The following is an 11625-nucleotide window of genomic DNA, read 5'->3' on the forward strand; positions in this document are numbered from 1 at the left end:
GCAACCGAATGGGCGCAGAGGTGGTGGTCTTTCTGTACGTCGACTGGAAAGAGCGATGTGCGGAGGGTGGTTTGTGATCCATGGTTAAAAGCGCCGTCTGCCGCTTTTGATCGTGCGCGAGGGCTGCCTCATCGAGGCCCCCGAATCAGGTGACCGCAGCCCTGGCTTTTTTCCGTTCACGGACCCGGTGGGAGGCGCGGATCGCCGGCTTCTCGACCACATGGTAGAAAAGAGTGGCCGCAGCCAATGAAACGGCCAGCGCGGTCAGTGAAAGAGCGAGTTCACCGGCCGCCGTATCGGGGACGAAGCGGCGGCCGAGGTTCACCACACGCCCGCCGATCGGAACATGCACCAGATAGAGTGAGTAGGACATCGCCCCAAGCCACAGGAGCGGGCGTGCGATCAGGCGCGGCGCTGAAAGCCGAATGGTGGTGAGTATAAGCGCGGCAGCTGCTGCGCCGACGGCCGCCTTCAGTCCATGCCCTTCATACGCCATCATGAGACCTGCAGCCGCGACGCTCGCCGCAGTGAGGGCGAGAGGATCGCCATATTGCAGCCGGCGGAATACCGCGATCCCCATGATGAACAGGAGAGACAGTGGCGGCAACGGTCCGAGCGCGGCGAGAACCGTGATCGTAGCCGTGGCGATCCAGACGAGCGGGGCCGCCGCGATGGCCCCGAACAGAAGACCTACGGCGATGTAGAACACGAATTCGTAAGCGAGCGTCCAATAGACCGGCTGCAGCCAGTCATAGGCGGTCAGCGGGATGGCGTAGGCGACATGGGCGATGATCTGGCCGATGCTCCAGGTCGGATCACCGCCTGCGAACCCGGGTGCCAGCGCCGACAGCTCCCACAGAACCACGACCATCAGGACGCTGACGAGGTAGGGCGGTTCCAGCCGAACAAGGCGCCGGATCAGATAATCCGGCACGTCGGCGAGGCGAAAGGTGCCGAACCCACGCGCGATCGAAAGGGGAATGACGAAGCCGGAGATCACGAAGAAGACCTCGACACCGAGCCAGCCATAATAGCCGCTCATGCGGATCACACTCTCGTGTCCGCCGGTGAGGTGGAACCAGGTAACAGCCAGCGCGGCGAGCCCGCGCATGATTTCGACGCTTTCGATCCTGCCGTGTGGGGCCGGTATTGGGGAGCCGTCTGCGCCCGTCATCCGAGTGCCGTGCGCACGACGTAGTCCGCGCTCGCTTCGGGAGTCATGACGGCATCGAAGGTGGCGGTGTTGTGGGCGGCGATCGCGGTGCGTTCGGCGTCGGTCGTCGCGGCGAGGGTCGATGCCAACGAGGCCCAGTCAGCGTCATCGTTGACGGCGATGCGGAAGCGGTCCAGCCCGAACCAGGGTTCGAGGATGATGCGGTCGGCGAGGACGGGCGTGCCGATCATTAGCGCCAGTGTCATGATATTGCGCCAGCCATAGTGGAAGCCGGTGGCGAATGGGGCAAGGCGGCTCTGCGCCAGCATCGTCTCGTAGCCCTCGACCGGCCCGCCGGACACCAGGGGGAATGCGGCTGGGTCGAGCGGATCGCCGGCGCTACCGTCCCACTCTGACGGCTCGTGCCAGCCCAGACGGCTCCTGATATCGTAGCCCGCGGCGGCGAGCGCGGCGAGGCGCTCGTGCAGCGCTAGGCGATGGCGCGGCCACCCCCACAGCGTGTCCAGAAGCACGACATCATGCTGGCAGGGCTGGTCTCGCAGCGCCAGAAGAGCGGCGTAGCGGGCCTCGAAACCGGCCAGCGTGTCGCGCCAGGGATAGTCCCGCCGCAGCCGGCTCTCGATCTTGTGGCGGGCATTCTTCAGCCTCTGCCGCCAAGGCGGGGTGTGGCGCGGACCGCCGAGATTGGGGGCGATCGGAATGAAGGGGCGGACCCTGTCGAAGTGTTCGCCGTGACGCGCGATCAGCCCGGCGCCGCGCTGCGCATAGGTCGCATGGTCGGCCTCGCTCTGCCAGGCGAGAGGGTCGGGCACCCGCCGTTCCCGAAAGAAAGTCGTGTTGTAGCCGGCGCAAAAATACAGATCGGCGTGGTCGACGAGGTGGCTCATCACATGGAACGAGTCGTTGCTCTCCACCACGCAGCGGCGTCGTGCGGTCCCGTCCTCGACGACGAGAAGGGAGTTGGCCTTATGGGCCGTTGCGGTCGGCTCGTCCTCGAAGCCATAGGCGGTGCGCGCCTCCCAGGGGAGCTCGACATAGGTGAGCTCTCCGTCCCGCGCGCGGCGCATGAAGCCGAAGCGGAGCCAATCATTCCTGTGCTCATGGTTTTGGCGAAACCAGATGACCCGCGGTGAACGGCTCAATGCACAGGCTCCGTGGCGGTCGGTCGGTGGGATGGCATCAGTATCGACCCTGGTCTCGCTGCGGCGTGGCCATGTTTCTTCAGAACGGCTAGAACATTTTAGGGCGGCCGGGTAGGACACTGTCGCCACACCGATCATGCCAGTCCGGGATGAGATCTTGCCGCAGACCAAAGCCGACATTCTTGTCGTGGGGGCTGGCCTTGCCGGTGCCGTTTATGCGCGTGAACTTGCCGATGCCGGTTGGCGGGTCACGATAATCGACCGCCGTCCCCACATTGCCGGCAACTGTTTTGACGAGGTCGACGGCAATGGTGTCCGGGTCCATCGATATGGACCGCACCTCTTCCATACATCCAACCAAAGCGTCGTGGACTGGCTGTCGCGCTTCACCGCGTGGGTGCCTTATGAGCATCGCGTCGTCGCGCGGTTGGGTGATGGACGCCTTGCCCCGCTCCCCGTGAACCTTGATACGGTCAACACGGTCTTCGGCAAGACGTTTGTGTCGGCGGCGGAGACCGAGGCCTTTCTGGCGGAGATTGCCGAGCGGCCGGAGCGGATCGAGACCGCGGAGGACCATCTGTATTCCGTGATCGGGCGCGAGCTGACGGAGCTCTTCTTTCGCCCTTACACGAAGAAGATGTGGGAGATGGACCTTGCCGAGATGGCTCCGGCGGTGGTGCGGCGCCTCAAGGTGCGGCCGGACCGTGACCCGCGATATTTCGCCGGCGATACCTTCCAGGCGATGCCGAAGGACGGCTACACGGCCATGTTCGCCGCGATCCTCGACCATCCTTCGATCACGGTCGAACTCGGACGGGCCTTCGACCGGAGCGATGTGGCGGGTTTCGGCCACGTCTTCAACTCGATGCCGATCGACGAATATTTTGATTTTGCGTTCGGCGAGCTGCCCTATCGCTCTATCCGCTTTCACACGTCGAGCGTGGCGGCGGCGGAGGCCTCATCGCATGTCGTCGTCAACTACACCGACGATGGTCCGTTCACCCGAGAGACCTGGTGGCACAACATTCCGGCGCATTGTCCGGTGCCGGGCGCGATGGTGACCCGCACGATCGAAGAGCCGTGCGACTATCGCGACAATGATATGGAGCGGTATTATCCGGTGAAGTCGCATGATGGGCGCTATGACGCGCTTTATGAGCGCTACAAGGCCCGTGCGGCGGATGAGGGCGGGATGACCTTCATCGGCCGCTGCGGCACCTATCAATATCTCGACATGCACCAGGTGGTGAACCAGTCCCTCGCTGGCGTGGGCCGCTGGATGTCCAGGGTGGTGGTCTGACGATGGGGCCCGATTTTCTCATCGTGGGGGCCGCGAAGGCCGGGACGACGAGCCTCTACGAGGTTCTGTCGCACCATCCGCAGATCAGCCTTTCCAGCCCGAAAAGGGTGGTTGGTTTTCACGGCGAAGCAAGTGCCGGCGCCTTTGGCGATCGTGATCAGGCGGCCTCTTTATTTCGGTGTGGGGTCTGTGGATCGCGGATTGTCACCGTGCTCCATATACGATCGACGTCGACGAAGCGTCCATGTCCCACAGGATGGGATGGTCAGGCGTTGACCGATGAGGAGCTGATGCCGATCAGTCGGTTCAAGCATCCTTGGTCCAATTTCCAAAACGCCGCCTGAGAGAAGCTCATGCGTCTCGCGATCATCGCCACCCATCCGGTGCAGTATTATGCTCCGCTGTGGCGCGAGCTGGCCGGGCGCGTGGATCTTACCGTCTTTTTTGCACACCATGCGCGGCCCGAGCAGCAGGCCGCGGCGGGGTTCGGCACCGCGTTCGAGTGGGATGTCGATCTGTTCGGCGGTTATAAGCACCGGTTCCTGACTAACGTGGCGGCGCACCCCGACGCCTCGCGGCGCGATGGCTGCGATACCCCGGAGATCGGCGAGCGCCTTGCTGAGGGTGGGTTCGACGCTGTCATGACCGTTGGCTGGTATTCCAAGACCCACATTCAGGCGATCCGTGCCGCGCGGCGGCTGAGGATCCCGGTGATGGTCCGCTCCGACAGCCAGCTCGGCCTGCAGCCGAGCGCCGGGAAGCGTCTGGCCAAGCGCATCGCCTATCCGGTGCTTCTGCGCGCCTTTGATGCGGTGCTGGCCACGGGGACCCGCTCGGCCGCCTTCTTCCGCGCTTATGGCTATCCGCAGCGGCGTATCTTCGTCTCACCGCATGCGGTCGACACCCCCCGCTTTGCCGCCGTCACGCCCGAAGCCGCGGCCGCCGTGCGCTGCGCGGCGGGCATCGCGCCGGACGCGAAGGTGGTGCTGTTTGCCGGCAAGCTCGTCCCCTTCAAGCGGCCGCTTGATGTGGTCGATGCGATCGCCCGGCTGCGCGCGGAGGGGGTTATGGCCGAGGTCATGGTTGCGGGCGCGGGCGAGCTGGAGCCGGCGATGCGGGCCCGCGCCGCGGAGGCGGGCGTGCCGCTCCACGTCCTCGGTTTCGTCAATCAGACCGGGATGCCGGCGGCCTATGCCGCGGCCGATGTGCTGGCGCTTCCGTCGACAGGGCGCGAAACGTGGGGGCTGGTGGCCAACGAGGCGCTGGCCTCCGGCACCCCGGTCGTCGTCTCGCACGAGGCCGGCTGCGCGCCCGATATCGGCGCCGATGGTGTGGCGGGACGCATCTTCACCGGCGGCGATGTGGGCGCGCTGGCGAGCGCGGTTCGGGCGGTTCTGGCGGCGCCCCCGTCGGTGGAAGCGATGGCGGCCGTTTCGGCCCGGTTCAGCCTCGCACGTGCGGCGGAGGGGATTGTCGCGGCGTCAGCGGCCTGCGCGGCGCGGCGTTGATGCCAGTGTGGTGCCTGGAGTTTCGGCCTGCCGCCGTTGCCGCGGCCAGTGCTTTGCGATGGTCGAGTATGGCCAGGGCTCGCGGCATGATGAAGCGCTGAATGACGAGGGCCGCCAAAAACATCGTCAGCCCGCCACCGACGATCTTGAGAAGAGCACGCTCGAAGTAGGCCACCGGCATGACCGCGGCGGCCGCGAGCGCAACATTGGCGAGTGTTGGCAACCCGTGATGATCGATCAGCACACGGTAAGCTCGGCCGATGGCGAATCCCAGGGCAAGCATGGCTATAAGCGCGCCGAACGTTCCAAAATCAATGTAGAGCTCGGCCAAATAGCCGAGGCTGATCGAGGTCCACATCGAGGTGAAGCCGAGACCCGTATAGCGCGCCGTGAGCACGGTATCGTGCGGAACCACAGGCTTGCCGGGCCAAACAGCACGCGGGATGAGAAAGGTGAGGGCTTGGATCGTTTGTGTGCCGCCTGTGAAGGGCATGACGCGCGGCGTGTAGCCCATCGCATGAGCGAGAAAGTCAATATACGACAGGCGTGAAACGAAGGAATCGAGACCACGGTCGAAATCATCGGCCTCGAACGAGGTCGCCGCATCGGCGAGGTAGGTGAGGCGCTCCTCCAGTGAGTTGGTCACGATCATGGCATCGGCGCCGCCGCTGACAAAGCTGCGATAGTCCGGTTTGATCGCCGACCAGAAGATGACAACTGTAAGAATAGCGACAAAACCGGCAGAACCGGCCAGTATGGTGCCGAAGTTCACCTTGGGACGTGCTGCCAGTGCTGCCAGCGCCGTGGTCAGAACGACAGGCCTGAACTCGCCGAAATAGCCGGTCATGCCGTTGATCGTCTCGAAGCCGACGACGACCGCGAGCAGCCCGAGCGAGCGCCCCCGCGACAGGCACCAGTAGGTCAAGACGAAAAGGCCGGCGAGCTTGATGTTGGCCATCATCAGCACCGGCTGGGTGAGCGGACCTGCATAGCGCACGCCGAAGTCGAGCGCGTGGCCGGCGAGGATTGAGACGAGAGAGGCCTTTATGATCAGCTCTTTCGGCAATCTCACAGCGTCGATGGACAGCTCGTGCGCGAAATTGCGCCGGCTGCCGCCGGCACCAAGCTTCATGCCGATAGCAAGTGCCGCGAGGGCAAAGAGCGAGAACCATGCCGCCGCGCTGAGATCGGCCGAGCCGCGTTCCAGGAAGTCGTTCAGTGGCTGCCCTGTCAGCGCACTCTGGATCGGTTTCACCGAGACCGACATCCACTGCAGCAGGAACGGCAGCAGTAGCACCGGCGTCCCTGTCTCGGGCCACAGAAGGTTGACCCCGAGGGCCAGCACGGCGCCAGCGAACAGCGTCAAAAATGGATCGGGGGAGGACAGCAACAGGATGGCCGTGAACGCGATCACGACGAGGGAGAGGGACTGCGACGTCTTCAACCGGGCGTCCTCTTCAATTCAACGCATGCACAATGCGGGATCGATGCCAATCCCACGGCCAATCCTTAACAGCTCCCGGCAAGACGGCGATAGAGCGCCGCCATCGCCCGTGCGGTCACCGTGGACGAAAAGGCCGCCTCCATGAAGGCGCGGCCCCGCTGGCCCATCGCGGCAAGGTCGGCGTCGGTGAGGCGCGCGATCGCATCGCGCACCGCCCCAGCCTCGGGGGCGACCCATGCGCCGCAGCCGCGCCGGGCGATCTCCTCCCACGGGGTGGCCGTCGTCGTGACCACGGGGACGGCAAAGGCCAGCGCCTCGGCGATCACATTACCGAAATTCTCCGAGTGGGACGGGAGCACGAAGAGGTCGGCCGCGCGGTAGGCCGCGTCGCGCGCCGCGCCGTCGACATGGCCATGGAAGGTCACCCGGTCGGCCACGCCGCAGGTTCCAGCGCGTTGCCGCAGAGCCGCAACATAATCCGGCTCGCCATAACCGTAGATGTCGAGCGTGGCGTCAGGCACGCCGGCCAGGGCCTCGATCAGAAGATCGCAGCCCTTCTTTTCATGGACACGGGACAGGAACATCAGCCGAAGCGGGCGTGCGCCCGGTGCGCTGCGCGGGAAGGTCGAGGGCGTCCCCGGGATCTCGACCGAATTGGGGATGGTCTCGACCGTCAGTCCCGGCATGGCGCGGGCGGTGAGCTCGGCTTCCACCGGCGCGGTGACGTGGAGGACGGTGCGTTGGGGCGCCAGCATCCGTGCCGCCTGCTCGAAGCGAACCTTGGCGCCGCTCACCGCCTCCGACCATTCGAGCCGTGCCTGGATCGCCCCGCGCGGGGACCACACGACGGGTTTGCCGAGTGCGCGGCAGGCGGCGAGCGTCGGCAGCGTCGGGAAGGAATAGGTGGCGGTGAGGTGGACGATGTCGGCCTTTGCCACCGCCGGCAGTAGCCGGGCGAGGAGGCCGGGCGCGACGTCGCGCCCCGCAACGCGGCGCGCATAAATGACGTCGTAGCCGGCCGGGAAAGTCGTGCGCCGCTCGGCCACACGATCGGACGGGCGCGGGCCCGCGGCGTCTGTCGTCAGGACCCGCACGGCGATGCCAGGCTCGCCCGCCACCCCGTCACACACCGCGCGCGTCGAGAAGATCGGCCCGCCCCAGTAAGTCGCCGGGTAGAAGGTGGGGGTGACGTGAAGGACGCGGAGGGGGGCGGACACGGCAGGCTCTTCTATTTTGGTCGGCGTGATCGCGGCGGACCGCATATCGGGGCCAGCACATAGAACGGACCCAGATATACGCTAACGGATCGTCCTAGCGGTCGGAGTGCGCCGTCTGCTGACGGCTTGGGTGGAAACCGGAAAGTCCGGTTTGGGCAGTCGGTTGGAGACAACGGACCTCTTGGATCTGGCACTCGCGAGTTTTCAGCGCCCCGCCTGATCGTTCCAGTTCATGGAGTTGTCCCCTTGCGGGCCGGGCTGCCAACATCCGCCGTCGCCTCCAAATAGGCGGTTGACAGCAGGCGAGCCTCATCGCGAAGCCTTACGAGGACGCTGGGACCCGAAACCAGCCCCCCGAAGCTTGCGCGACAAAGTCCCGCCAGCGCGGAAAGCAGCGTGAAGGCGACCTTCTCGGGATCGGCGAACGTTGCATCCGAGGCGCTTCGCAGCACCTGCACGACGCCGCCTTCCATCCGCTTGAAGATATCGGTTGACAGCCGAAACTGGTCGATGGCTCCGGCAACGCGATACAGCGCGACCGTCGCGTCGGGTCGGGCGACCTTCACAGAAACGTAGGCGTCGGCGATGCTGACGGCTAGAACGGAAAGAGGCCGGCGGCCGCGATCGACGTACACGCTCTCGATGGTTCGCGCCATCTCCTCGAAGTGGCGCGACAGGATCGCGAACAGCAGAGCGTCCTTGTTCGGGAAATACTGGTAGAGCGTGCCGACCGAAACGCCGGCGCGCTCAGCGACCCGGGTGGTCGACAGTCGAACCAGGCCGTCCGTCAGCAAAACCTGAATTGCGGCTTCGTGAATGGCCTCGACCGTCGCCTCCGATCGGGCCTGGACGGGCGTTTTCCGGGACTTCAGGCGCTCCGGCACGCTCGGGACGGCTGTTTGCAAGATGCGAATCCAAGCTGAAGGATCTCTCAGATATAAAGGCTGGGATTTGAGATCAAGCCAAAGGACATCCCCATGGCCCGTGACAGCAACCGATCAGCCAGAGATTTCTTGAGCCGCAGGACGTTCCTGGCCGGCGCGGCGGGTGCAGCGGGTGCGACCGCCTTCGTATCCGCCATGCCGAACGCGCTTGCTCAGACTATGGCGCGGCACTCCCGCGTTCTCAGGTTCAGCGACCACGAGCCGCTGGGCGGGATGCGCACGCGCTTCCTTAAGGATGTTGTCTTTCCGGCCATTGAACGGGAGTCGAAAGGACGACTGAGGGTCGAGGATTATTGGGAGGGCCAAATCGCCGACGCCTACGACGCCCTTCGCGCGGTTAGCAAAGGCGACACCGCGGACATGGCCACCGTCGTACCCGAATACAAAGCCGAGGCACTGGCCCTGCACCAGCTTTTCAAGAGTTTTCCAACCGGACCGACCGGCCAGCGCCAGGTGGAGTTCTTCCGACGCGCCTACGCGGAAGTTCCGGCGTTCTCGGACGAGATGGAGCGGAATGGTATCGTTCCGCTATTCTTCGGCACGGGATATCCTGTTGCTTTCTACAGCACGAAGCCGCTGGCTGATCTAGGTAGCCTGCGGGGCGGTCGCTGGCGCTCGGCCAGCTTCTGGCACTTTCTGCGCAACTCGGGTGCGACGCCGGTGACCTGCATTGGGGGCCGGAGGTTCCCGAGGCACTTGCGGCAGGAGCGCTTGATGGCCTGATGGACAACGTCGATAGCGGGTACATGCTGAAGGTTCACGAAGCGGCGCCGAACGTGCTTGTTTCGAAGGATTTGTGGCTGGGGCACGTCTACCCGTTGGCGATGAACAAGCAGGTTTGGGACGAGCTCGCTCAGGAAGACAAAGACGCTGTTCATCGTGCCACTGAGACGTCGTACCAGAGCTTGGGCTCTACTATGGACGAGAGCTTCAACACGCAGCTCGACGATCTGCGAGCGGCCGGCGCGAGCGTTCGGATCCTCGATCGCCGCGAAGTGGAGCGTTGGGCGGCGGACATCGGGTACCGCGAGATCCAGTCCGCTTGGGTCCGGAGCCAGGAGGCCAAGGGTGTTGCCGGCGTTGGCGCGACACTCGATGCTGTCACATCGATCATGACCGAGATGGCCGGCTGACGGCGGTCTTAAGAGCGTCCGCTTCCGGGACGTCGATGCGTTCGCAGGAAAAGGCGTGAAAGGGTCGAAACCTGCCTGTCGGGAAACACCTGTTTTCCGGCACAACGGCGGGTCTCGCCCCCGGCCTGGTCGCGGACACCGAATTTGTGTGCGGTAAACCCTGCCGGAATGATAGCGTGTTCGGAAACGCGTTCCGAGGGGTTTTCCGGCCATGCTGGTGGGATACATGCGCGTGTCGTCGGCCGACGACCGCCAATCGGTTGACCTGCAGCGCGACGCGCTTCTCGGTGCCGGCGTTGATCGGCGGCATCTCTTCGTCGACAAGGCATCCGGCGCTCGCGACGACCGACCCGGCCTCAAGGCGTGTTTGGACTATCTCCACGAGGGCGATGTGCTCGTGGTTTGGAAACTCGATCGCCTCGGCCGCTCACTCCCGCATCTCCTCGCCATCATCGGCGATCTCAGAACGCGGGCCATCGCGTTTCGCTCGCTCACCGAGGCGATGGACACTGATACGCCCCATGGCGAGCTTCTGTTCTCGCTCTTCGGCGCGCTCGCACAGTACGAGCGCGCATTGACGCGGGAGCGCGTGGTCGCGGGGCTTGCCGCAGCCAAGCGCCGCGGTCGCCACGGCGGCCGTCCGCCGACCCTCGGCGCGGAAGAAATCGAGCAGATCACCGCGGCGCTTGAGGCCGGCGCGAGCAAGGCGTCGGTCTGCCGGACGTTCAAGGTTGCCCGCTCGACGCTGCAGGACACCCTCAAACGGGTGGGCTGGACCGCCGCCCTCACTAAGCCCGACTGAATGCCGCGGCGTGCCGTCCTCACCGAAGCGCAGCGCGCCGTCCTCCTGGCATTGCCGAACGCCGAAGCCGACCTTGTCCGGTACTGGACGCTGAGCGCCGATGATCGGCGCATTATCGTCAGCCGACGCCGGCTGCATAATCGATTGGGCTTTGCGATCCAGCTTTGCGCGCTGCGCTATCCGGGCCGGATGCTCCAGCCGGGTGAGGTCAGAGGTGGCGTCTCCGATCATGTCTTTGCGCTCTGTCACCTGCTCGGCTTTCAGTTCGCGCCACGAATCCCGAACCTGTCGGCCAGGCGTCTGTACCTGTTCGATGGACCGAAGCCCGGTCCCGACATCGCGCCTCTCGTCGCAGGCAAGATCGATGAACACCTGATCGCCGCGCATTGGGATGACGTGATCCGGCTTGCTGTTTCCATCCGCACCGGCGTCGTCAGCGCGTCGACCATGCTGGAGCGGCTGGGTTCCTATCCGCGGGCGAACGGGCTGGCGCTGGCCTTGCGCGAAATCGGCCGCGTGGAGCGCACACTGTTCACCCTCGACTGGATCGAGAACCCGGAGGAGCGACGCCACGCGACCCGCGAGCTGAACAAGGGCGAGGCGGAAAACGCCCTCCACCGTGCGATCTTCTTCCATCGTACCGGCCGCCTACGCGATCACGGCATCCAGGCTCAAAGCCATCGGGCGAGCGCACTCAATCTGGTGGCGGGCGCCATCGTCTTGTGGAACACGACCTATCTGGAAGCCGCGACGCGCCACCTGCACCAGCAGGGCCGGCCCATCGGCCCGGATATGCTCCAGCACCTCTCGCCGCTCGGCTGGCAGCATATCAACCTAGAGCGCTTCGCGCTCAGAGTGAATCGGCAGGGGATTCCCGAATCAGCAGCATTCTGATTCAACATGGTGGCTGGCGGTGGAGGGCCAGCCACCATGCCCAAGTTGCTCTCTGGCGATCTTCGTC

Annotated in this window: 11 protein-coding genes and 1 pseudogene; 7 read left to right on the plus strand and 5 right to left on the minus strand. The window is 64.9% G+C overall.

Going from position 1 to position 11625, the window contains the following annotated elements; all coding sequences use genetic code 11:
- Nucleotides 1-145: 145 nt before the first annotated feature.
- Nucleotides 146-1174, minus strand: coding sequence for an acyltransferase family protein (locus BIX52_RS21795; protein WP_083660696.1), 1029 nt, complete (start codon nt 1172-1174; stop codon nt 146-148).
- Entirely contained in the window at nt 1171-2316 is a 1146-nt protein-coding gene (locus BIX52_RS21800) for a hypothetical protein (protein ID WP_139312848.1), read from the minus strand. The genes BIX52_RS21795 and BIX52_RS21800 overlap by 4 nt, the downstream gene beginning before the upstream one ends.
- Before the next feature lie 157 nt (nt 2317-2473).
- On the opposite strand from BIX52_RS21800, the gene BIX52_RS21805 reads away from it, so the two are divergent.
- From BIX52_RS21805 to BIX52_RS21810, 3 genes are read left to right on the plus strand one after another with little or no spacing between them, the layout of a single operon-like run.
- Nucleotides 2474-3616: a UDP-galactopyranose/dTDP-fucopyranose mutase family protein gene (locus BIX52_RS21805; protein ID WP_205647884.1), complete on the plus strand. Its 1143-nt coding sequence runs from the start codon at nt 2474-2476 to the stop codon at nt 3614-3616.
- Between the two features lie 2 nt (nt 3617-3618).
- Complete coding sequence (locus BIX52_RS23555) at nt 3619-3960, plus strand: hypothetical protein (RefSeq protein ID WP_205647885.1); 342 nt, start codon at nt 3619-3621, stop codon at nt 3958-3960.
- Between the two features lie 9 nt (nt 3961-3969).
- Nucleotides 3970-5124, plus strand: coding sequence for a glycosyltransferase family 4 protein (locus BIX52_RS21810; RefSeq protein ID WP_075223221.1), 1155 nt, complete (start codon nt 3970-3972; stop codon nt 5122-5124).
- Here the strand turns inward: BIX52_RS21810 and BIX52_RS21815 are convergent.
- From BIX52_RS21815 to BIX52_RS21825, 3 genes are all read right to left on the minus strand, one after another.
- Entirely contained in the window at nt 5060-6568 is a 1509-nt protein-coding gene (locus BIX52_RS21815; RefSeq protein ID WP_075223222.1) for a hypothetical protein, read from the minus strand. The genes BIX52_RS21810 and BIX52_RS21815 overlap by 65 nt on opposite strands.
- 65 nt (nt 6569-6633) lie before the next feature.
- Nucleotides 6634-7785 (minus strand): glycosyltransferase, encoded by a 1152-nt coding sequence (locus tag BIX52_RS24000; protein ID WP_108676658.1) that lies wholly within the window; start codon nt 7783-7785, stop codon nt 6634-6636.
- A gap of 230 nt (nt 7786-8015) precedes the next feature.
- Complete coding sequence (locus BIX52_RS21825; RefSeq protein ID WP_075223224.1) at nt 8016-8690, minus strand: TetR/AcrR family transcriptional regulator; 675 nt, start codon at nt 8688-8690, stop codon at nt 8016-8018.
- A 72-nt stretch (nt 8691-8762) separates the two neighbouring features.
- Here BIX52_RS21825 and BIX52_RS23120 point away from each other — a divergent pair, with 72 nt between their 5' ends.
- The 4 genes and pseudogenes from BIX52_RS23120 to BIX52_RS21840 form a co-directional block, all read left to right on the plus strand.
- Nucleotides 8763-9452, plus strand: a complete 690-nt coding sequence (locus BIX52_RS23120) for a type 2 periplasmic-binding domain-containing protein (protein ID WP_139312849.1) — start codon at nt 8763-8765, stop codon at nt 9450-9452.
- Nucleotides 9395-9862: a type 2 periplasmic-binding domain-containing protein gene (locus tag BIX52_RS22620; protein WP_245803271.1), complete on the plus strand. Its 468-nt coding sequence runs from the start codon at nt 9395-9397 to the stop codon at nt 9860-9862. Before BIX52_RS23120 ends, BIX52_RS22620 begins: the two co-directional genes overlap by 58 nt.
- A gap of 211 nt (nt 9863-10073) precedes the next feature.
- Nucleotides 10074-10664 (plus strand): recombinase family protein, encoded by a 591-nt coding sequence (locus BIX52_RS21835; protein WP_075223225.1) that lies wholly within the window; start codon nt 10074-10076, stop codon nt 10662-10664.
- Nucleotides 10665-11501: pseudogene (locus BIX52_RS21840) on the plus strand (Tn3 family transposase); the annotation flags it as partial.
- Between the last annotated feature and the right edge of the window lie 124 nt (nt 11502-11625).

The organism is Acuticoccus yangtzensis (assembly GCF_001927245.1).
GTDB classification, from domain to species: domain Bacteria; phylum Pseudomonadota; class Alphaproteobacteria; order Rhizobiales; family Amorphaceae; genus Acuticoccus; species Acuticoccus yangtzensis.

Coding starts and splice junctions, on each gene's coding strand:
- BIX52_RS21795 (WP_083660696.1), bottom strand. CDS start 1,174: ATGACGGGCGCAGACGGCTCCCCAATACCGGCCCCACACGGCAGGATC.
- BIX52_RS23555 (WP_205647885.1), top strand. CDS start 3,619: ATGGGGCCCGATTTTCTCATCGTGGGGGCCGCGAAGGCCGGGACGACG.
- BIX52_RS21810 (WP_075223221.1), top strand. CDS start 3,970: ATGCGTCTCGCGATCATCGCCACCCATCCGGTGCAGTATTATGCTCCG.
- BIX52_RS23120 (WP_139312849.1), top strand. CDS start 8,763: ATGGCCCGTGACAGCAACCGATCAGCCAGAGATTTCTTGAGCCGCAGG.
- BIX52_RS21835 (WP_075223225.1), top strand. CDS start 10,074: ATGCTGGTGGGATACATGCGCGTGTCGTCGGCCGACGACCGCCAATCG.